At 74.4% G+C, this 18,999-nt stretch carries 21 protein-coding genes; 10 read left to right on the top strand and 11 right to left on the bottom strand.

Going from position 1 to position 18,999, the window contains the following annotated elements; genetic code table 11:
• Positions 1–118 precede the first annotated feature (118 nt).
• From DDJ31_RS28640 to DDJ31_RS28620, 5 genes are all read right to left on the bottom strand, one after another.
• Positions 119–703, bottom strand: a complete 585-nt coding sequence (locus DDJ31_RS28640) for a TMEM165/GDT1 family protein (protein ID WP_127177503.1) — start codon at positions 701–703, stop codon at positions 119–121.
• Between the two features lie 72 nt (positions 704–775).
• Positions 776–1,105, bottom strand: coding sequence for a hypothetical protein (locus DDJ31_RS28635; RefSeq protein WP_127177504.1), 330 nt, complete (start codon positions 1,103–1,105; stop codon positions 776–778).
• Between the two features lie 279 nt (positions 1,106–1,384).
• Positions 1,385–2,416, bottom strand: a complete 1,032-nt coding sequence (locus DDJ31_RS28630) for a PucR family transcriptional regulator (RefSeq protein WP_127182567.1) — start codon at positions 2,414–2,416, stop codon at positions 1,385–1,387.
• Positions 2,417–3,074: 658 nt separating this feature from the next.
• A complete protein-coding gene (locus DDJ31_RS28625; RefSeq protein WP_127177505.1) occupies positions 3,075–4,604 on the bottom strand; it encodes an SPFH domain-containing protein in 1,530 nt (509 codons plus the stop codon).
• A 422-nt stretch (positions 4,605–5,026) separates the two neighbouring features.
• Positions 5,027–5,536 carry a hypothetical protein gene (locus tag DDJ31_RS28620; RefSeq protein ID WP_127177506.1) on the bottom strand — a complete coding sequence of 170 codons (510 nt, stop codon included), beginning with the start codon at positions 5,534–5,536 and terminating at the stop codon, positions 5,027–5,029.
• A gap of 181 nt (positions 5,537–5,717) precedes the next feature.
• On the opposite strand from DDJ31_RS28620, the gene DDJ31_RS28615 reads away from it, so the two are divergent.
• The 3 genes from DDJ31_RS28615 to DDJ31_RS28605 all read left to right on the top strand — a co-directional run bounded on the left by DDJ31_RS28615 (position 5,718) and on the right by DDJ31_RS28605 (position 7,410).
• Positions 5,718–6,074, top strand: a complete 357-nt coding sequence (locus tag DDJ31_RS28615; protein ID WP_127177507.1) for a PRC-barrel domain-containing protein — start codon at positions 5,718–5,720, stop codon at positions 6,072–6,074.
• Positions 6,075–6,191: 117 nt separating this feature from the next.
• Positions 6,192–6,389 (top strand): antitoxin, encoded by a 198-nt coding sequence (locus DDJ31_RS28610; RefSeq protein WP_127177508.1) that lies wholly within the window; start codon positions 6,192–6,194, stop codon positions 6,387–6,389.
• Between the two features lie 793 nt (positions 6,390–7,182).
• A complete protein-coding gene (locus tag DDJ31_RS28605) occupies positions 7,183–7,410 on the top strand; it encodes a hypothetical protein (RefSeq protein ID WP_127177509.1) in 228 nt (75 codons plus the stop codon).
• A gap of 42 nt (positions 7,411–7,452) precedes the next feature.
• Here DDJ31_RS28605 and DDJ31_RS28600 read toward each other — a convergent pair whose 3' ends face one another.
• The 3 genes from DDJ31_RS28600 to DDJ31_RS28590 form a co-directional block, all read right to left on the bottom strand.
• A complete protein-coding gene (locus DDJ31_RS28600) occupies positions 7,453–7,812 on the bottom strand; it encodes an ANTAR domain-containing protein (protein WP_127177510.1) in 360 nt (119 codons plus the stop codon).
• Between the two features lie 137 nt (positions 7,813–7,949).
• Positions 7,950–8,189 carry a chaplin gene (locus DDJ31_RS28595; protein WP_431027085.1) on the bottom strand — a complete coding sequence of 80 codons (240 nt, stop codon included), beginning with the start codon at positions 8,187–8,189 and terminating at the stop codon, positions 7,950–7,952.
• A 179-nt stretch (positions 8,190–8,368) separates the two neighbouring features.
• A complete protein-coding gene (locus tag DDJ31_RS28590) occupies positions 8,369–8,767 on the bottom strand; it encodes a peptidase inhibitor family I36 protein (protein WP_127177511.1) in 399 nt (132 codons plus the stop codon).
• Between the two features lie 223 nt (positions 8,768–8,990).
• Here DDJ31_RS28590 and DDJ31_RS28585 point away from each other — a divergent pair, with 223 nt between their 5' ends.
• Positions 8,991–9,698 carry an SDR family NAD(P)-dependent oxidoreductase gene (locus DDJ31_RS28585; protein ID WP_127177512.1) on the top strand — a complete coding sequence of 236 codons (708 nt, stop codon included), beginning with the start codon at positions 8,991–8,993 and terminating at the stop codon, positions 9,696–9,698.
• A gap of 40 nt (positions 9,699–9,738) precedes the next feature.
• Here DDJ31_RS28585 and DDJ31_RS28580 read toward each other — a convergent pair whose 3' ends face one another.
• Together DDJ31_RS28580 and DDJ31_RS28575 are read right to left on the bottom strand one after the other, a co-directional pair.
• A complete protein-coding gene (locus DDJ31_RS28580; protein WP_127177513.1) occupies positions 9,739–10,377 on the bottom strand; it encodes a response regulator in 639 nt (212 codons plus the stop codon).
• Positions 10,374–11,579, bottom strand: a complete 1,206-nt coding sequence (locus DDJ31_RS28575; RefSeq protein WP_127177514.1) for a sensor histidine kinase — start codon at positions 11,577–11,579, stop codon at positions 10,374–10,376. Before DDJ31_RS28575 ends, DDJ31_RS28580 begins: the two co-directional genes overlap by 4 nt.
• Before the next feature lie 173 nt (positions 11,580–11,752).
• Between DDJ31_RS28575 and DDJ31_RS28570 the strand changes: the two genes are divergently transcribed.
• Together DDJ31_RS28570 and DDJ31_RS28565 are read left to right on the top strand one after the other, a co-directional pair.
• Positions 11,753–12,838 (top strand): ABC transporter permease, encoded by a 1,086-nt coding sequence (locus DDJ31_RS28570; protein ID WP_127177515.1) that lies wholly within the window; start codon positions 11,753–11,755, stop codon positions 12,836–12,838.
• Positions 12,835–13,518 carry an ABC transporter ATP-binding protein gene (locus tag DDJ31_RS28565; protein WP_127177516.1) on the top strand — a complete coding sequence of 228 codons (684 nt, stop codon included), beginning with the start codon at positions 12,835–12,837 and terminating at the stop codon, positions 13,516–13,518. Before DDJ31_RS28570 ends, DDJ31_RS28565 begins: the two co-directional genes overlap by 4 nt.
• Positions 13,519–13,543: 25 nt before the next feature.
• Here DDJ31_RS28565 and DDJ31_RS28560 read toward each other — a convergent pair whose 3' ends face one another.
• The gene (locus DDJ31_RS28560) at positions 13,544–14,164 is read right to left on the bottom strand and encodes a TetR/AcrR family transcriptional regulator (protein ID WP_127177517.1); all 621 of its coding nucleotides are present in this window, start codon (positions 14,162–14,164) and stop codon (positions 13,544–13,546) included.
• A 270-nt stretch (positions 14,165–14,434) separates the two neighbouring features.
• Here DDJ31_RS28560 and DDJ31_RS39370 point away from each other — a divergent pair, with 270 nt between their 5' ends.
• From DDJ31_RS39370 to DDJ31_RS28545, 4 genes are all read left to right on the top strand, one after another.
• On the top strand, positions 14,435–15,427 hold the full coding sequence (locus DDJ31_RS39370) for a pyridoxamine 5'-phosphate oxidase family protein (RefSeq protein WP_240678052.1): 993 nt from the start codon (positions 14,435–14,437) through the stop codon (positions 15,425–15,427).
• Positions 15,415–16,605, top strand: coding sequence for a ferredoxin--NADP reductase (locus DDJ31_RS39365; protein WP_240678053.1), 1,191 nt, complete (start codon positions 15,415–15,417; stop codon positions 16,603–16,605). Before DDJ31_RS39370 ends, DDJ31_RS39365 begins: the two co-directional genes overlap by 13 nt.
• A 112-nt stretch (positions 16,606–16,717) precedes the next feature.
• The gene (locus DDJ31_RS28550; RefSeq protein WP_206280649.1) at positions 16,718–17,146 is read left to right on the top strand and encodes an effector-associated constant component EACC1; all 429 of its coding nucleotides are present in this window, start codon (positions 16,718–16,720) and stop codon (positions 17,144–17,146) included.
• Positions 17,146–18,948, top strand: a complete 1,803-nt coding sequence (locus tag DDJ31_RS28545; RefSeq protein WP_127177518.1) for a caspase family protein — start codon at positions 17,146–17,148, stop codon at positions 18,946–18,948. The genes DDJ31_RS28550 and DDJ31_RS28545 overlap by 1 nt, the downstream gene beginning before the upstream one ends.
• Positions 18,949–18,999: the final 51 nt, after the last annotated feature.

Below are 18,999 nucleotides of genomic sequence, written 5' to 3'. Positions count from 1 at the left end.
ACACCTGGGGAAAGGCCCTGACCCCGTCCCCACGCTGCACCGCGCCGCGGTGATGTGGGTCACAGCCGGTGATCGGCTGCCGGGTCAGGGCCTTCGAGGCGGAGGTGCGGGCGGGCGGTCAGCCGGTGAAGGCCTCCACGAGGGTCCAGATGGCGAGGCCCGCCATGCAGACGGCGCCGATCCGCTGCACCGTCTTGAGCGGCACGCGCTGCGCGATGAACCGGCCGACCAGCAGGGCGAGGGCGGACACCGACATGAGGGCCGCCGCGGAGCCGATGGCGGTGGAGAGCCAGCCGTTGGTGGCGGCGAGGTTGGCGGTGGTGATCTGGGTCAGGTCGCCCCACTCGCTGATGAAGACGGCGGTGAAGGCGGTGCCGTAGACGGGCCAGAAGCCGGTGACGGTCTTGCCGCCGCCCTCCTCGTCCTCGTCGTCGCCCCCGGAGCGCAGCAGCACGAACGCGCCGAACGCGAAGAGGGCCGCCGAGACCAGTTTGACCAGCATGCCGGGGAGCAGCCCGAGCAGGCTGCCCGCGCCGACGGCGATCACGACGTGCACGATGAACGCCGTGGACGTGCCGAACCACACGTACAGCGGACGCATGCGGGTGCCCATGGCGAGCGACGCGAACATGGTCTTGTCGGGGAGTTCCGCGAGGAAGATCAGCCCGAAGGCGGTGAGGATCGCCAGGGGGTCGAGAGACATTCCTTGAGCTGCTTTCTGTAGAGGGCCGCGGGCACGGGTGACCGCACGGCCCGGGGGGAGGCCGGGGTTGGTTCAGGGGGTCGGCGGATCGCCGTGGTCCCTGACGCGGTGGCCCATGCCGCTCGCGGTGACCGACAGCCAGTCCGCGAGCCGCAGCCCGTCGTCACCGCGCCACGCCGCGTGGGCGACGTCGTCGAGGAGGAGACAGACCCAGCAGCCGGGCACCGGCACGAAGGCGTTGGACGGCGGATGCGCGCGCGGGTCCCCGAACGGAGCGGCGCTCCTGGTCAGGGCGGGCGGAGTGCGGGTTTTGACGGCGGGCTCCCGGCCGGTGCCCGCGGACCTCAGAGCACGCAGGACGGCACCGACACGGACGATCGGAGACAGCGGAAGCGGATGCACGGTCCCGGACCAGCCTTCCCGCACGGGCGGGGGCTCCGAGGACGACCGCGCGAGGGGACGGCGGCAGCTTCGGCCCCGCCGACGCGCATACGTCATCGACTCATGGGCCGAAGGTCTCGCCCGCCCGCACACGACCTCTGCGGGCCCGGCCACCGGGATTCCCCGTGAGAGGTTTCCAGTGTGTCGACGACCGGTATTGCGGGGCTACTCCCCTTCGCGACCGCCAAGCATACACATCGGCCCAGGTGAAGCCCATCCCCGGTCCACCACCCGGACGGCCTACAGCTCGGTCTGCGGCCAGCCGAGCAGCCGGGCGCCGATCACCGCGGTCTGGAGGGTGAAGCGGTGCGTGGGGTCGGCCGGATTCACGCCGGTGAGGGTGTGGACGCGTTCGAGGCGGTAGGTCAGGGCCCGCACGCTCAGCTTCAGCCGGCGGGCCGACTCGGCGGCCACGCAGCCGGAGTCGAAGTACACCGTCAACGTGTCGATCAGCGGCTGCGGGCCGCCGCGGGCGCTCTCCAGCGGGCCCAGGGTGTTGCGCACGAGGTCCGCCATGGCCTGCCGGTCACGGGTGAGCACGGGGTAGACGAGCAGGTCGACGGCGTGCAGCACCGGGCCGTCGAGGGCGAGGCGCTCGGCCAGGTCGAGGGTGTGCAGCGCCTCCTCGTACGAGTGGACGATGCCACCGGGCCCCGGGTGGGCGCGGCCGACGGCGACCCGGCCGCCGTCGGTGGCCGCGTGCGCCAGCTTGGCGAAGTGGGCCAGGATCTCCTCCTGGTCGGCGGGCGCGATGCAGATCAGCAGGCCGCCCTTGGTGGCGAGCAGCACGCGCCGCTCGCTGAACCGCGCGACCAGCGCGCTCTCCACCTGGCGGGTGGCCGGGTCGGTGTCGTCGAGGGGCGTCCCGCCCTGGCAGACGGCGACGGCGTGCGCGCGGGTCAGCAGCAGCCCGAACCTGACGGCGCGCTCGGCCAGCCTGCCGAGGTCGCTGCGGCCGTAGAGGAGGTCGTCGATGAACTCCCGGCGGGCGGCCTCCTCGCGGCGCACGGCGAGTTTCTGGGCCCGCTCGTGCCCCTCGGCGAAGGCGTCGATCGACTGCTCGACGGCGGCCAGGACCCGGTCGGCGTCGACGGAGCCGAGCGTCGGCCAGATCGTGCGGGTCGCCGCGAGGTGCTGTCGGACGAGCACCCGCAGCCCGACGCCGGTCTCGGCGGCCCGCTCCCCCAGCAGCCGCCGCGACTCCAACTCGGCGCGGGTGAGCCGACGTCCGGTCGCGCAGACCTCGGCGAGTATCTGGTCGTATCCGGTCAGATAACCGCCGGTGCCGGCGACAGTGCCGGTGACGCTGCCACTGCCGGTGCCGGTGCCGCTGCCGGTGCCGGTGCCGGTTTCGGCGTAGGTGTGGGCGTCGGCTGCCTCCGGCCCGTTCACACGTCCTCCCCCACGGCTGCCTCCAGCTCGTTCACGGTTCTCTCCCCACGGCCGCCTCCGGCTGGTTCACGGTTCCTCCCCGCACGTCCCGGTGCGGCGCCGCGACCACCTGCGACCTGCCCTTCGCCCATACTGCCTGATGGCCGGGGGGAGTCCGGAAGGCGGTGCTGACCGCCTTCCGGACTCCCCCCGGCCTCCCCCGATCCCCGGTTTCCCCCGCTCCCGGTCCCCGGAGTTCCCCCGCTCCCCCTCGGGCTCCCCCCTTCCCCCGTTCCCCCGTAGGCGCCCCGGGCTTCCCCCGTTCCCCCGTCCCCGGTGCGCCCGGCTCTCCCCCGTCCTGCCCGCCCCCGTCCCCCGTGGCAGCCCCGGGACTCCCCCGATTCCCGTGGCCGCCGCGGGAGTTCCCCCGCTCCCCCTTTTTCCTTCCGGGGGTCCCCCGAACTCCCCTTCCCTTCTGGGCAGTTCCCCCGTTCCCCCCGTTTCCCGTGGGCGCCCCGGGTTCCCCCGATCTCCCGATCCCCGTGGGCGCCCCCGAGGCTCAGCCCGAGATCTCGACCTTCCCGTTGGCCGCGGCCGGTGCCGGCGTGGCCGTGGCCGCCTCCGGGCGGTTGGTGACGCCCTTCAGGAGCTGCGCGAGGTCGATCCCCGTGGTGGCGTTGAGGAGTTCGACGCCCTGGCTGACGTTGTCGGCGACCGCGCGCGGCAGCCGTCCCGCGCCGTCGGTGGAGATGACCGTCAGCTTGTCGATGGCGCTGAGCGGCTCGGACGCCTTCGCGACGACCTGCGGGAGCACCTCGATCAGCATCTGGAGGACCGCCGCGTCGCCGTACTGCCCGAACGCCTCCGCCTTCTTGCGCATGGCCTCGGCCTCGGCCGCGCCCTTGGCGCCGATCGCGGCGGCCTCCGCCTCGCCCTCAAGCCTGACCGCCTCCGCGATGGCCGCGCGCCTGGCCCGCTCGGCCTCACCCTGCTTGAGGCCCTCGATGGCGTCCGCCTCGGCGAGCGCGCTGCGGCGGGACTTCTCACCCTCACCGGTCAGCCTGGCCCGCTCCGCGTCGGCCTGCGCCGAGGCGATCTCGGCGAGCCGCTCGGCCTCGGCCTGCTTGACGCGGGCCACCCTGCGGGCCTCCGCCTCCTGTTCGGCGGCGTAGCGCTTGGCGTCGGCGGGCTTGCGGACCTGGGTGTCGAGCTGACGGTCCGTCAAGGCCGCCTGGCCCGCGGCGACCTTCTCCTGCTCGGCGAGGATCTCCTGCTGCCTGGCCGCGTCGGCGAGCGGTCCCGCGGCGGCGGCACGGGCGTACGCCTCGTCGGTCTCGGCCTTGATCTCCGACTGCTTCAGCGCGAACGTGCGCTGGGCGATGGCGATCTCCTCCTCGGCCTTCAGCCGCGCCTGCTCGGCGGCCCGCCGGGCGACGGCCTCGGCGATGTCGGCCTCCTGCTTGGCGCGGGCGGCCTCGGGGCGGCCGAGGTCCTCCAGATAGGAGCCCTCGGTGGTGATGTCCTGGATCTGGAAGGCGTCGAGCACCAGGCCCTGCCCCGACAGACTCGCCTCGGCCTCCTCGGCGACCTGCCCGGCGAACGCGGCCCGGTCCCGGATGACGTCCTCGACGGACATCCGGCCGACGATGGCCCGCAGCGCGCCGGAGAGCACTTCCTGGGTGAAGCCGACGATGCCGTCCTGCTGCATCAGAAACCGCTGGGCCGCGGCCCTGATCGAGTCCTCGGTGCCGCCGACCTTGACGATGGCGACGCCGTCCAGGTTGGACTTCACCCCGCGCAGGGTGACCGCGCCGCGCACCGCGACCGGGATGTGCCGGGAGGACAGGTCGAGGGTGAACTTCTGCTGCACGAACGGCACGACGAACACGCCACCGCCGACCACGACCTTCTGGCCGCTGTTGTCGGTGAACACCCGCCCGGTCTCCGGGTCGGTGGACTTCTTGCCGCGTCGGCCGGTCACGATGAACGCCTCGCTCGGCCCTGCCACCTTGTAGCGGCTGGCGACGACGAGCGCCATCAGGACGAGGAGTACGACGACTCCCACGACGGCGATGATGACTGGACTCATGTGGTCTCCCCTCGGCCCTCCCTGGGGACGGCACCTAGGTACTGCGGACGTACGGACCTGGCGGGCGCGCGGCACCGCGCGCGGCGGTGGCGGTCGGGCCCGGTCGGGTCGGGTCGGTGGTCGACCGGGCGGTCCCGGTCGGAGTCTGCGGCCGACCGGTCGCGAGACGGTCGGAGTCTGCGGCCGACCGGTCGCGAGACGGTCGGAGTCTGCGGCCGACCGGTCGCGAGACGGTCGGAGTCTGCGGCCGACCGGTCATGAAGCGGTCGGGCTATGCGGCCGACCGGCTATGAAGCGGTCGGAGTCTGCGGCTGACCGGGCGGTTCCGGTCGGGGCTCCGGCCGGCCGGGGCCCCGGCGGCGTGGAGTCCATGGCCGGCCGGGGCCCTGTCAGGTCGGTCCCGGCCGGGTCCCCGTCGTCGGTCAGTGATCGACCGGGCGGACGGAGACGGCGGTATGCGAGAGCGTGCGGTCGACCCAGATCTCGGTCCCGCGCGCCACCGGCGACTCGCTGCGGGCGGCGAACTTGACCGGTTGCCCGGCCAGCCGCACCAGCACCTCGCCGTACCCCCCGGCGGGAATGGCGGTCACCACGGAGCCGGCCACGCCGATCAGGTCGGCACCGCTCGGCGCCGCTCCCGAGCTGTCGTCGATCAGCGCCCTGCTGAGCCGGTACGCGGCCCAGCCGGCGGCGGCCCCCGCGGGCACCCCCACGGCGACGGCGCCCAGGGTGCCGAGGCCGGTGGTGCCCAGCACGATCGCTCCGGAGAACCCGAGCATCGAGATGAACCCGGAGATCACCGGAAGCGACAGCAGCCCGTCGAACATTCCATCAAGCAGGCCGTCGAAGAAACCTTCGAGCAACCCGTCGAGGACGACCGACAGAGCAAGGAGGACGACCCCCGCGATGCCCAGACCGAGAAACCAGGTCATGTGCGCCCACCCGCCCTTCCTTGCTCTCCCCCGTCGGCATGAGCATGTTCACATGGGTAAGGGGTCAACGACATTGCCTGATCCCGGCAATCTTTACGCGCCCTTAATGCCGCCTCGGGCCTCGGCCCGCCCAGGCATCAAGGACGGGATCAGGGGTACTCGGTGGGGGAGGAGGTCCACCATGTTCGAAGCAGGCGATATCCGTGAATGGCGAGGCCACGACGTGGTCGACCCCAGCGGTTCCAAGATCGGCACCCTGGAGTCCGTCTATGTCGACACGGCGACGGACGAGCCCTCGTTCGCCACCGTGACGGTAGGACTGCTCGGCCGCCGCAGGCTGGTCTTCGTGCCGCTCGCGGGCGCGACCGTCGCCCCGGACCAGCTGATCGTGATCCACGACAAGGACACGGTGAAACAGGCCCCGTCGATCGACACCGACGGCGAGCTGCTGGCCACGGACGAACCGGCCGTCTTCGCCCACTACGCGCTGGAGTACACGACGGGCGCGGGCGGTGAACGCCGGCTGGCCCGCCGCTGACACCGCCGGCGGGACGGGTCAACTCCCGTACGGCCCAAGCGGACTGGACAGCCTCGGGGGAGGCGGTGCGATCATTGCGAGCCACGCTACTACACCCTTGTAGAGGAACCGGTTCGCATGCTTGAGCACCTCAAGAACCTCAAGGACAAGATCGAGGACATCGCCGAGGACCACGGCGACAAGATCTCCGACGGTCTGGAGAAGGTCGGCGACTTCATCGACGACAAGACCGAGGGCAAGCACTCCGACAAGATCGACACCGCCGTCGACAAGGCGCAGGACTACATCGGAAAGCTCGGCGCCACCAAGGACTGACGGCTTCCGCAGCGGGCGGGCCCGGCCCCCGGGAGCGGGAGCCGGGCCCGCTTCCCGCTCCCGGGAGCCGCCCTCGCGGAGCCCGGTGGGCCACGGACAGACCGGCCGGCGGGGCCCGTCCGTCGTCGTCCTCGGCGAGGAGCGCCCGCCGGACGACGCCGCCGGACCCGGGCCGGCCCGACGACAGGGTTGCGGCAACCGGGCCGGGAGCCGGGCGGTCCCACGGGCCAGGCGTCAGGCCGCTGACCGGGCTGGGAGCCGGGCCGCCGACCGGGCCTCTCCTCCCCGCCACCCGTGGTCGACCGTGGCGGCGGAGGGCCCGCTCCCTGGTGGCACCCGGGATCGGTCCGTACAGTCCCTGGTGCGTGATCGCCAGGGGGGCGGTCCGGCACCCGGAGGCCGCGCCATGGACATCGCCCGCCCGACAGGACCCCCGGCCGCCCGACCCGTGGCCCGCGTCCTGGCACCGGTGCCACACCGGACACCTCTGCCACTTCTGCCACTTCTGACGTTCCTGACGCTCCTGGCGGCGACGGCCTGCACGCCGACCCACGCCCCCTCCACCCCCGGCGAAGACCCCCCGGCCACCGCCGCGACCGGTGCGCGGCAGCCCCGTTCCGCCGAAGTTCGCCGTTCCGCCGACGTTCCGCGCCCCGCCGCCGTCCAACGCACCGTCGAGCCGCCGCGTCTCGACGGTGCGGGGGAGACGGTCGCCGGGCGGCAGGAGGCGGTTCGGGGTGACGGGCGGCTGGGGTACACGGGCGGCGCACGGGGCAAGGCCCTCATCGTGGCGGTGAGTTGCCAGGGTGAGGGCTCGGTCTCCGTCGACGTGCCGACCGTGGCGGTTTCCTACCGGCTGCGGTGCGGTGGCGTCGTGCCGGAGGTGGCGTACCACGAGATCTCCCTCAGGGCGTCCCACCGGCCGGGATCCGTGGTGGTGACGGCGCCGTCCGCCGTCATCTGGGCGGCGACGGTCGGCCGGGGCGACCGGGCGGAGCGGGAACCCTCCGGGATCGGCTGAGCCGGGCGGTGCCGTCAGCCGGCGGTGTGCGGGGGCGTGCCGTCAGACGACGGTGTGCGGGGGCGTGCCGTCGCCGTCGGAGCCGAGGCGTTCGACGGCGGTGTCGAGGGCGCGGGCGACCTCGGCGGGCAGGGGTTCGCCCTGGGTCCAGCCGATGAGGTGCGCGGCGACCGCGCGCAGCTCGACGTCGGTGTGCCAGCAGATCTCACGGAGCACCTCGAACCCCCTGGCGGGCGTGGTCTTCGCCAGTGCGACGACGACGCCGATCGCCTGGTCGACGACGGCGTGCGAGGCGACCGCCTCGTGCAGGTGCGCGACCTCCGTCTCCAGCCGCCGTACTTCGGCGTCGGGGGCGGGACGCGGGTCCGGGGGGAGCGGGTCGGGCGTACGTGAGCAGTCCATGGACGTTTCCTGCCGGGGTCTGGGGCGGACCCCTCAAGACTGCCCCGGACCGTGCGGCGCATCCACCGCGGACGAGGGCCCCGTCGCGCACCTGGCGCGACGGGGCCTGTCCGAGCCCGGCTGTGACAGCCGACGGGTCAGCCGTTGACGCAGGCGTTGCCCGCGGTGGGGTTCAGCAGACCGACGATGTCGATGCTGTTGCCGCACAGGTTGACCGGGATCTCGATCGGGACCTGGATGACGTCTCCGGACAGGACGCCGGGGCTGCCGACCGCCGTGCCGACGGTGGGGTCGGGGTCGGCCTGGGCCGCCGTGGCACCGAGCAGTGTCAGGGCGCCCGCCAGAGCGGCGGTCGTGGCCAGGGAACGCATGCGCATGGAGTACCTCCGTGGAACTGCTTGCGGGGACGTTCCCATCACACCGCCCGCCACGCCCGACCGCGCGCGCTGGTGAGCCGGACGGGTGTTCTTCCGTCCGCCGTCGCCTGTCGGAGGCCGCTCGACGGGCGCGGTGCCCGACAATCCCGCGCCCGCCCCGCACCCGAACCCGGCGGCGGCTACTGCTTCTTGAAGGAGCGGATCTGGTAGCTGCCCTGGAGGTTGCCGCCGTGGCCGGCGGCCGTCGAACCGACACGCGCCTGGAAGTTGGTCTGCTTGTAGTACTGGATGCGGTGTCCGGTGCCGTTCCAGAGGGACAGCACCTTCTTGCCGCGCCGGATGAAGGCGCACCCGTCGGCGGTGTTCGCCACCCGCGCCGACGTCCACTGGCAGCGGCTGCCCGCGCCGCCCCAGCCGCTGTAGATGCAGAAGTGCCCGGGATCGCAGCGGAAGACCGCGGCGGCGGCTCGGGCCGCGGGGGCGGGCGCGGGGGCCGGGGCGGCGGAGACGGCGGGGGCGGTGCCGAGGGCCGCCACGAGGGCGAGCGAGGTGATGACGAGTGAGGTGACACGGCGCATGGAGATCGTTCCCTTGTCGCTTGTCGCTTGTCGCGTCGTCGGCGTCCTCCGACGACGGCTGTCCCCACTGTCGTGCGCGGCCGACGGCGACCGGCAGAGCGTGCGCGGGGGCGCGCGAGGCGCCGCACCAGGGCCGGGCGCCAGCGGAACCCGCGGGCCTGCGCGGGACGCCCCCTCCCACTACGCTCGCTCTCAGCCGCGTCCCCGGGAGCGAGGATCGACGATGACCAGCACCCCCACCACCGACAGGTCCGCCCTCATCATCGGCGCGTCCCGCGGTCTCGGCCTCGCGCTGGCCGCCGAGTACCTGGCCAGGGGGTGGCGGGTGACCGGCACCGTGCGCGGTTTTGGCCGCACCGGCCTGCACGACCTGGCCGACTCCTCGGACGGCAGGCTGCGGGTGGAGTCCGTCGACATCACCGTCCCCGAGGAGGTCGCGGTGCTCCACGACCGGCTCGCGGGGACGGTGTTCGACCTGCTGTTCGTCAACGCGGGGGTGACCAACGGCCCCGAGGAGACGGTCGCCGACGTCTCCACGGACACCTTCACGCATCTCATGGTGACCAACGCGCTGAGCCCGATGCGGGTCGTCGAGGCGCTGCGCGACCTCGTCGCGCCGCGCGGCACGATCGGGGTGATGTCGTCGGGTCAGGGCAGCGTCGCCGACAACGAGCGCGGCGGCTTCGAGGTCTACCGGGCGAGCAAGTCCGCGCTGAACCAGTTGATGCGCAGCTTCGCCGCCCGCCGCGCCGACGACCCGCGCACCCTGCTGCTCATCGCGCCCGGCTGGGTGCGCACCGGCCTGGGCGGCCCGGCCGCGCCCCTGACGGTCGACCAGAGCATCCCGCGCGTGGTCGACACGATCGAGGCGCAGTCGGGCAAGGGCGGACTCCAGTACCTCGACCACCAGGGGCGGACGGTCCGCTGGTAGCACCGCCGGCCGGTGTCCTGCGCGCCGCCGCGCGCTCGGGTCAGCGGCGGATGAGGCCGAGGTCGGTGGCGGCGGCGACGGCGGCGGTGCGGGAGTCGACGTCGAGTTTGGTGAAGACGCGGGCGAGGTGGGACTTGACGGTGCCTTCGGTCAGATGGAGGCGGGCGCCGACGGCCTGGTTGGACAGGCCGTCCGCGACCAGCGTCAGGACCTCGACCTCGCGTCGGGTCAACGACGTGCCGGGGGTGCGCAGCCGGTTCATCAGCCGGTCGGCGACGGTGGGCGCGAGGGTGGTGCGTCCGGCGGCCGCGGTGCGGACGGCGGCGGCCAGCTCCTCGGGCGGCGCGTCCTTGAGGAGGTAGCCGGTGGCGCCTGCCTCGATGGCGTGCAGGGTGTCGGCGTCGGTGTCGTAGGTGGTGACGATCAGCACCCGGGGGGCTCCGGGCCTGGCGGTGATCCGGGCGGTGGCCTCGGCGCCGCCCATGCCCCGGCCGAACCGCAGGTCCATGAGGACGACGTCGATGTCGCCCTCGGCGGCGCGGGCCACGGCGTCCTCGGCGGTGGCGGCCTCGGCCGTCACGACGAGGCCGGGTTCGGTTTCGAGCACGGCGCGCAGTCCTGCCCGGACGACGGGGTGGTCGTCGGCCAGGAGCAGGCGGATGGGGGTGTCGTCGGTCACGGGCGGGCCTCGGGCTGGGTGAGGGGCAGTCGGACGGCCAGGGCGGTGCCGTGGCCGGAGGCTGATTCGATGGTGAGGGTGCCGCCGAGGGCGTCGGCGCGGGCCCGCATGGCGGCCAGTCCGAAGCCGCCGCTCCCGGGGTCGGGGGCGGGCAGCCGGGCGGGGTCGAAGCCGCGCCCGTCGTCGACGACGTCGAGGGCGACGTGGTCACCGAGGTGGGTGAGGGTGACGTCGGCGGTGGTGGCCCCGGCGTGGTGAACGGTGTTCGCCAGCGCGGACTGGGCGATGCGCAGCAGCGCGACCTCGTGGGCGGTGGCGAGCGGGGCGGGGTCGCCGGCGAGGTGGAAGCGCGCGGTGAGCCGGTGCCTGGCGGAGGTGGTGGCGCACAGGCGGTCGAGGGCGTCGGCCAGGGTGGTGCCTTCCAGCGTGGGCGGGACGAGGGCGGCGACGAAACGGCGGGCCTCGGCGAGGTTGTCGACGGCGGCCTGCCGCGCCTGGTCGACGTAGCCGGCGGCGCTCCGCGGCGCCTGGGGCAGGGCGCGTTCGGCGGCGCGCAGCAGCAGTTGGATGCTGGACAGGCCCTGGGCGAGGGTGTCGTGGATCTCGCGCGCCAGGCGGTCGCGTTCGGCGAGCACACCGGCGGTGTGCTGGGCGGCGGCCAGGTCGGCGCGGGTGGCGGTGAGTTCCTCGATCAGCCGGCGGCGCTGTTCGCTCTCCCGGTAGAGGGCCTGGTAGCCCCGCACCACGGCGACGGCCACGGCGGCGCCGAGCGCGGGCCCGATGACCACGGCGGGGGTGAGGGAGTGCTGGTGCGCGGCGAAGCCCGCGACGGCCGCGGCGGCGGTGACGGCCACGGCCACCGGTCCCGCGCGGCGGGGCAGCAGGTGCAGCTGGAGGAAGTACAGCGGGAAGGCGACCCACACGGCGTCCGGGGAGAGGGCGAGCAGCACCAGCCAGCAGGCGCCCACGGCGGCCAGCCACAGCGCGGCGGCCTGCCGCGAGCGGCGTACCCGGGGCAGCGCGGGCCCGACCGCGTACACCAGTGCGCAGACGGCCGACGCGGCGACGATCCATCCGGCGTGCGGCCGGCCGTCGGCCACGGCCCGGCCCGCGGCCAGCGCGAGCAGGCCGATGACCAGCAGGTGCAGGCACCAGGCGAGGGCTCGGGTGGTCGGGGTCAGGGCGGGGGCGGCGGTCGTCACAGTGCGTCCCAGGTTACGGAGGCGGGCGCCCGGCGGCCTCTGTCGAAAGTGGGAACCCGCGCGCCGTCTTTCGGCCCGCCGGGTGCCCTCCTGTGCCGGACGCGCGGACGGGGGTCCCGCGGCGAGGGTGGGGTGGTAGCCGTTTGAACCGCTGGAGAGGACGGGCCGAGGCCGTGTTTGTCGCCTGGAGAGACCTGAGATTCGCCAAGGGGCGGTTCGCCCTGATGGGGACCGTCATCGTGCTGATCACCCTGCTGGTCGGGCTGCTGTCCGGGCTGACGGCCGGCCTCGGCCGGCAGAACGTCTCCGCGATCACCTCCCTGCCCGCCGACGCGATCGCCTTCCAGGCGCCCGGCGGCGGCCAGTCCCTGTCGTTCGCGGACTCCACGGTCACCGAGCGGCAGTGGCGGCTGTGGTCCGCGGCGCCGGGCGTCGAGAGCGCCGAGCCGCTGGGGATCACCACGACCCGGGCCACGGCGGGCGCCCGGAGCACCGGGGTCTCGGCCTTCGGCGTCGAGCCCGGCTCCCGCCTCGCCCCGCACGGCGACGCGATCACCGACCGCGCGGTGGTGCTGTCGACGGCGGCCGCCGAAGGGCTCGGCGTGCGGGCCGGCGACTCCGTCACCCTGGCGGGCAGGCGGCTGACGGTGGCCGCCGTCCAGGGCGACGCCCACTTCAGCCACACCCCGGTGATCTGGACCAGCCTCGACACCTGGAGGAGGACCGCGCCGCCCGGTGGCGGGACGGGCCCGACCGCGACCGTCATCGCCCTGGACACCACCGCGTCGGCCGACACGGCGGCCGTCGACGACCGGGCGGGCACCAGGACGGTCGCCACCGGCGACTCGCTGTCCGCGATCGGCTCCTACGCCTCCGAGAACGGCTCCCTCCAGTTGATGCGGGGCTTCCTGTTCGCCATCTCCGCCCTGGTCATCGGGGCCTTCTTCACCGTCTGGACCATCCAGCGGAGCGGCGACGTCGCCGTCCTCAAAGCGCTGGGCGCCTCCACCGGCGGGCTGCTCAAGGACGCCCTCGGCCAGGCCGTGGTCCTGCTCGTCGGCGGCACCCTGATCGGCACCGGCACCGCCGCCGCCGTCGGGGCCGTCCTGTCCGGCGGTGCCGTGCCGTTCGTCCTCACCCCGGGGACCGTCCTGGTCCCGGCGGTCGTGATCATCCTCCTCGGCGTGCTCGGCGCCGCCCTCTCCGTCCGCCGCATCACCTCCGTCGACCCGCTGACCGCTCTGGGGAGCGCCCGATGAGCCTGTGCCTGACCGACGTCACCCTCACCTACCCCGACGGCGACACCCGGCTGACCGCCCTCGACCGGGTCTGCCTCGACGTTCCCCGAGGCACCCTGACCGCCGTGGTCGGACCCTCGGGCTCGGGCAAGTCCAGCCTGCTCGCGGTCGCCGCCACCCTGGTCACCCCCGACACCGGCACGGTCACCATCGACGGTGTGGCCACCAGCGGGCTGAGCCGCGGCGAACTCGCCCGGCTGCGCCGCCGCGGGATCGGCATCGTCTTCCAGCAGCCCAACCTGCTGCCGTCCCTCACCGCGGCCGAACAGCTCCAGGTCATGGCGCAGATCGACGGCCGCGCACCCCGTTCGGCCCGGGTCCTGGCGGGCGAACTCCTCGACGCCGTCGGCCTCGCCGACCAGGCGGGCCGGCGCCCCCACCAGCTCTCCGGCGGCCAGCGCCAGCGCGTCAACATCGCCCGCGCGCTGATGAACGACCCCACCGTGCTCCTCGTCGACGAGCCGACCAGCGCCCTCGACCACGAACGCGGTGCCGCCGTCCTCGATCTCCTCACCCGCCTCACCCACCAGCGGGCGACCGCCACCGTCCTCGTCACCCACGACCGCGCGCACCTCACCGCGGCCGACCGGGTCGTCGAGGTCCACGACGGCCGTCTGCGCCGCGCGGCCGGGAACCGCTAGCGCACCCGGGCCCGACGTCCGGCGGCTACGGGGAGCCGCTCAGATAGCGGGTCACCATGTCGACCAGTTCGCTCTCGAACGTCTCCACCGGGACGCCCCGCGGGTCCGCCATCAGCTTGTGGGTGTTCGTCTCCACGGTGAAGAGGATCAGCTCGGCCGCCGTGTCGAGATCGCGCACCCGCACATCCGGGTGCCGGGCGAGGAAGTCGCGGACCTCGCCGCCCCTGATCCTGGAGTGCCGGTCCATCGTGTCGAGCAACTCCCGTGAGACCGGGGCCTGTTCGATCATGATGCGGAGCAGCTGCGGATCGTCGCGGTGGTTGTCGATCGCGTCCCGTACCAGGATCCGCACCGCCGCCTCCAGACTGCCAGGGGACAGGTCGAGCCGGTCGGTCCTGGTCCAGGTGCCGCGGTCGATGTGGCGCACCAGCAGCTCGGCGAGGATCGCGTCCTTGTTCGGGAAGTACTGGTACAGCGAGCCGATGGAGACACGGGCGCGTTCCGCGATGCGGTTGGTGGTGCCCGCCGCGTAGCCGTACTCGGCGAAAACGTGAGCAGCGGCGGTGAGGACGCGCTCCCTGGTCAGCTCGGCGCGCACCTGGCGGGGCGTGCGACGTGGTTGAAGGCGGCGATCGGCCGACGGCATCCGGGGGTCTCCTCACGGCGCGGAAAGCGAGTAGCCAAAGAGCTGAGCGATTACTCAGAATACTGCCATGAGCTGGGAGAACACTCCCGGCCGACGACCAGCGCCGGACGGCGCCCGCCTTCGTGGACGCCGTGCCCGGCGGCCCGGACGAGAGGAATCCTTGTGCGGCAGCCACGCCGGTCAGGCCCCCAGGACCCCGCGAGCGCCCCGCGTCACCCGGACCCCCAGAGCCCTCCGCGTCCCCCGGCCGCCCCGCACCGGCTGACCACTATGGAGCAGATCGAGGCGACCCTCGGCCGGCCGGCTCCGATGATCATGCTCAAGCAGATCGACGCGCTCGACGAGGGGTGCCGGACCGTCCTCGCCCGGTGCCCGGTCGCGGCCTTCGGCTACCGGGACGGCGCCGGCGTCAGCAGGACGACGTTCATCGGCGGCCGGCCGGGGTTCACCCGCGTCCACTCCCCCACCCGGATCTCGTTCACCCTGCCGGGGCCCGCGGACCCGCGCGGTCCGGTCTCGTTCTTCTTCCTGCTGCCCGGCGTCGGGGAGGTCCTCCGCGTCAACGGCACGGTGGGCGCGCGCAAGGGCGCCGCCACCACCGTCGAGATCACCGAGGCGTACGTGCACTGCGCGCAGGCCGTCCTGCGCTCCGGCCTGTGGCGGCCACGGGACCCGGCGGGACCGCCCGCCGAGGCCCCCGGCGAGTTCCCCGGTGACGGCCCCCTGCGCGGGCCCGGTGTCGCCGCGTTCCTGGCCGCCGCGCCGTTCCTCGCGCTGTCCACCTGGGACTCGTCGGGCGGCAGCGACACCTCCCCGCGCGGGGACCGGGGCGCGGCGGCCCGCATCCTGGACGGCCGCACCCTCGTCGTCCCCGACCGCAGGGGCAACCGCCGCGCCGACACGCTCCACAACCTGCTGTGCGACGACGGGCTCTCGCTGGCGGCGCTGGTGCCGGGCCGGGGCGGGGTGCTGCATCTGCGGGGGCGCGGCACGATCACCGACGATCCCGACCTGCTCGCGACGATGGCGCTGCGCGGGACGCCCCCTCATCTGGCGCTGCTCATCGACGTCGAGGACGCCGAGGTGACCGCCAACGACGCGGTGACCCGCGCGCGGCTGTGGGCGCCGGGCGCGCACCTCGGCCGCGGGAAGGCGCCCGACCTGCTGGCGATAGCGGGGGAACACCTCGCGGCCGGTACCTCACGGGCGGCGGGCGGTCCGCCGCGTTCCTGCTGCGGGCCCTCGGGGCGGTGCCGGGGCTGAACCGGCTGCTGCGGCTGGCGATGGACCGCGCCTACCGTTCCGGCCTGCGCAAGGAGGGCTACGACGAGGTGGCGCCCGCCCCGGCCCGCGCGGTGCCGTCCGGCGGTGGCGGTGAGGTGAGCCCGGCGCGCGCGGTGCGGGTCGTCGAGGTGCGCCGGGAGACACCGAGCGCGGTCACGCTCGTCCTGGCGGACGCGGACGGCGGCGACGGCGTCTTCGACTTCCTGCCCGGTCAGTTCTTCACACTGGTCGCCGAGGTGGAGGGGCGCGAGGTGCGGCGGGCCTACTCGGCGTCGTCGGCGCCGGGGTCCTCGCGGCTCGACGTCACCGTCAAGCACATCGAGGGCGGCCGGTTCTCCGGCCACGCGCACCGGAGCCTGCGCGCCGGTGACGTGCTCGCGGTGCGCGGCCCCTCGGGTTCCTTCCACGCGGGCGGGCGGCCCCCGGCCGAGGTGGTGCTCATCGCGGCGGGCAGCGGCGTCACGCCGATGATGAGCATGATCCGCGCCCGGCTCGCCGTGCGGACGGACCGCTGCCGGATCTCCCTGCTCTACAGCAGCCGCGGCCCCGACGAGGTCATCTTCGCCGACGAGCTGGCCCGGCGGGCGGCGGACGATCCCGACCGGCTCTCGGTCACGCAGGTGCTGACCGGCCGGGACGGACGCCTCGACGCGGCCGGGGTGCGCCGCTGGGTCACGGACCTCGCCCCGGCCGCCGACGCCCACTACTACGTCTGCGGCCCGCAGCCCCTGACGGACACCGTCCTGGCCACCCTGGCCGGGCTCGGGATCGCGGACGACCGGGTCCACCACGAGCGGTTCGGCGGCGGAGCGGACCCCGCGACGACCGCGACCGAGCCCCGGACGATGGCCGTCGAGGAGGACGGGCACCCCGTCGGCACCGCGGCGGTCGGACCCGGCGCGACCCTGCTCGACGCCGGGCTCGCGGCGGGGCTGCCGATGCCGTACTCGTGCACGGTCGGCGCCTGCGGCGACTGCGCGGTGCGGCTGCGCGCGGGGGAGGTCGCCCAGGACGGGCCGAACTGCCTCACCGCCGGGCAGCGGGCGGCCGGCTGGGCGCTGACGTGCGTGGGCCGCCCGCTGACGGACGTCACCGTGGACATCGCCGTGAGCCTCGACGAGGACGCCGCCGCCGCGGGTGACAGCGCGGACGCGTGACCGTGCCACGGCCGGCCTCGCACCTTCGGGTGATGAACGCGAACTCCGCGGCGCGGCAAGGGCGTTGACCCTACGGTGGGGTGTCCGAGAAACCGAGCGGACGGGGACGGCCATGCGGGTGGAGATGCGGGTGGACGACGGGGGCGGCCTCGCGGCGGCGGAGTTGTACCGCTGGCTGCGGCAGGACCCCGTGATCCGGCGGCGGGCCGAGGTGAGCGCGGGCTCCTCGCGGCCCGACCTGACGACGATGGGGACCTTCGACATCGTCACCGTCGTGCTGGAGCAGGGCATCGCCGCCCTGAACCTGGCGCTCTCCTACGCCGCGTGGCGCGCGACGCGGCCCTCCGCCCCCGCGGTGACCGTCACCGTGGGCGGCAGGTCGATCACCCTGGAGGGCCGCTGCGACGACGCGGTGATCCAGCGGATGGTGGAACTGCTCGACCCCGCCCAGGGCACGGACGACCCCGCCCGGCCCGGGACGCGCCAGGAGCCGGACCGGGACGCGCCCTCGCTGCCCGGGACCCGCCCGGAGTCGGACTGATGCCGCGCGCCGACCCCTCGGCGTCCCGCGCCGTCCTCATCGGTGTGAGCGCGTACACGGACCCGGCGGTGGAGCGGTTGCCCACGGCGGTGCCCGGGGCGCGGCGACTCAGGTCGCTGCTCACCGATCCCGCGCTGTGGGGGCTGGCCGGCAAGGACTGTGTCGTGCTGTCCAACCCGGACACCCCGAACAGGGTGCTGAGGGCCGTGCAGGTCGCCGCGGAGGCCGCGACCGACACCCTGCTGATCTACTTCGCCGGTCACGGCCGCATCGGGCCGGGCGGCGATCTGCTCCTCATGCTGCCGGGCGCCGCGCTCGAAGGCCCCTACGCCGTGGTGCCCTACAGCGACCTGCGGCAGATGCTGCTGAACCACCGCCGGGCCGACAACCAGGTCCTGATCGTCGACTGCTGCCACTCGGGAGCCGTCGTCACCGACCACATGGGCCCGCTGGACCTCGCCCAGCGGACGGTGATCGAGCGGACGTACGTGATCACGGCGTGCGGGAAGCAGCAGCTCTCCCGCGCCCCGCGCGACGAGAAGTACCCGGCCTTCACCGGCGCGTTGATCGACGCGCTGGAGAGGGGCGTGCCGGGCGCCCCCGATCCGCTGCCCATGCGGGACGTCTTCGTCACCGTCAGGAACTCCCTGACCGGGCGGAACCTGCCACTGCCGCAGGACGGTTCCAGCGGTCTCGGCGACGAGATAGCCCTCGTCCGCAACCGCGCGGCGGGAGCCGCCCCCGCCGCACCGGTCACGTCCACCGCACCGGTCACGTCCGGCGGTCCGGTCGCGCCGGTCGTGTCCGTCGGGCCGGCTCGGCCGAAGCGGCGCCGTCGGCGGCGGGCCCTGCTGGGGACCGGGTGGCGGTGGTCGGTCGTCGCCGCCGCCGTGGCGGCCGTCGTCTCCGCCGACCTCCCACCCGCCGCCCACTCCGACGCCGCACCCGGCACCGGGTCCGCCTTCGGGGATCTCCGGCAGGCGGACCCCTGCGCGCTGACCGCCCCGGCCGCGCTGCGCCGGTTCGGAGATGCCCGGCAGGACAGCGGCTACGGCGGCTTCGACCGGTGCGACGTCCTCGTCGACCCCGCGGGCGGCGGCCAACAGGTCGATGTCGTCGTCGACTTCGACGCCGGGCGGGAGGAGGAGACCGGCCGCGCGACCACCGAGGGCCGGGTCACCGTGGTGCGCAAGGCCGAGGAGGGCTCGGCGTGCGTCCGGCTGCTGCTGCCCGCCCATGACGACGTCACCGTCGCCGTCCTCGCGAAGACCGACGACAGGGCGCCCGCGTCGCTGTGCGCGATCGCCGACGCCGCCACGACCACCGCGGTCCAGGTGCTGAACCGGGGGAAGGTGCCCGCGCGGACGACGGCCTTCCCGCGGAACTCGCTGTTCGGCAGCGACGCGTGCGCGCTCCTGGACGGCAAGGCCCTGGCGGCGGTGCCCGGCCTGGTGGCCGGCGGCGCCACACCGCAGTTCGGGAACTGGCAGTGCGACTACGCGAGCGACAGCGGCCCGACGCGGGTCGGTGTGGCCTTCGACCGCGGTGACCCGCCCGACGCCCGCGACGGCACGCCCACCCTGATCGGGGGCCGCCACGCGTTCGTCCTGTCGGAGGGCAACGGCGACGTCATGGTCACCCTCCCGCAACGGAGTTACCTCGGCGACCAGCACCAGCCGGTGTCGGAGAGCCTGGTCCTCACCCTCGCGGGAGCGGGCACCGCGCACCGGGCCGAGACCCGGAGGCTGGCCACCGCCCTCGCCGCGACCGCGACGAGCCACCTCCCGCCGACGCGCGCGTAGGCGCCGCCGGGACCGCCCGCGGCCGGGCCGACGGGCGCGGTCGGGCCGACG

Origin of the sequence: Streptomyces griseoviridis, from assembly GCF_005222485.1 — a bacterium.
Classification (GTDB): Bacteria; Actinomycetota; Actinomycetes; order Streptomycetales; family Streptomycetaceae; genus Streptomyces; species Streptomyces hintoniae.
The sequence above is the reverse complement of the archived record's forward strand: the minus strand, read 5'-3'. Positions and strand labels throughout refer to the sequence as shown.

Bases quoted from the DNA above. Each gene is read 5' to 3' on its own strand.
- DDJ31_RS28590 (WP_127177511.1), bottom strand. From the start codon at position 8,767: ATGCGCCGTGTCACCTCACTCGTCATCACCTCGCTCGCCCTCGTGGCG.
- DDJ31_RS39370 (WP_240678052.1), top strand. From the start codon at position 14,435: ATGGAGCAGATCGAGGCGACCCTCGGCCGGCCGGCTCCGATGATCATG.
- DDJ31_RS28640 (WP_127177503.1), bottom strand. From the start codon at position 703: ATGTCTCTCGACCCCCTGGCGATCCTCACCGCCTTCGGGCTGATCTTC.
- DDJ31_RS28625 (WP_127177505.1), bottom strand. From the start codon at position 4,604: ATGAGTCCAGTCATCATCGCCGTCGTGGGAGTCGTCGTACTCCTCGTC.
- DDJ31_RS28550 (WP_206280649.1), top strand. From the start codon at position 16,718: ATGCGGGTGGAGATGCGGGTGGACGACGGGGGCGGCCTCGCGGCGGCG.
- DDJ31_RS28585 (WP_127177512.1), top strand. From the start codon at position 8,991: ATGACCAGCACCCCCACCACCGACAGGTCCGCCCTCATCATCGGCGCG.
- DDJ31_RS28600 (WP_127177510.1), bottom strand. From the start codon at position 7,812: ATGGACTGCTCACGTACGCCCGACCCGCTCCCCCCGGACCCGCGTCCC.
- DDJ31_RS28545 (WP_127177518.1), top strand. From the start codon at position 17,146: ATGCCGCGCGCCGACCCCTCGGCGTCCCGCGCCGTCCTCATCGGTGTG.
- DDJ31_RS28560 (WP_127177517.1), bottom strand. From the start codon at position 14,164: ATGCCGTCGGCCGATCGCCGCCTTCAACCACGTCGCACGCCCCGCCAG.
- DDJ31_RS28565 (WP_127177516.1), top strand. From the start codon at position 12,835: ATGAGCCTGTGCCTGACCGACGTCACCCTCACCTACCCCGACGGCGAC.
- DDJ31_RS28610 (WP_127177508.1), top strand. From the start codon at position 6,192: ATGCTTGAGCACCTCAAGAACCTCAAGGACAAGATCGAGGACATCGCC.
- DDJ31_RS28615 (WP_127177507.1), top strand. From the start codon at position 5,718: ATGTTCGAAGCAGGCGATATCCGTGAATGGCGAGGCCACGACGTGGTC.
- DDJ31_RS28595 (WP_431027085.1), bottom strand. From the start codon at position 8,189: ATGCGCATGCGTTCCCTGGCCACGACCGCCGCTCTGGCGGGCGCCCTG.
- DDJ31_RS28620 (WP_127177506.1), bottom strand. From the start codon at position 5,536: ATGACCTGGTTTCTCGGTCTGGGCATCGCGGGGGTCGTCCTCCTTGCT.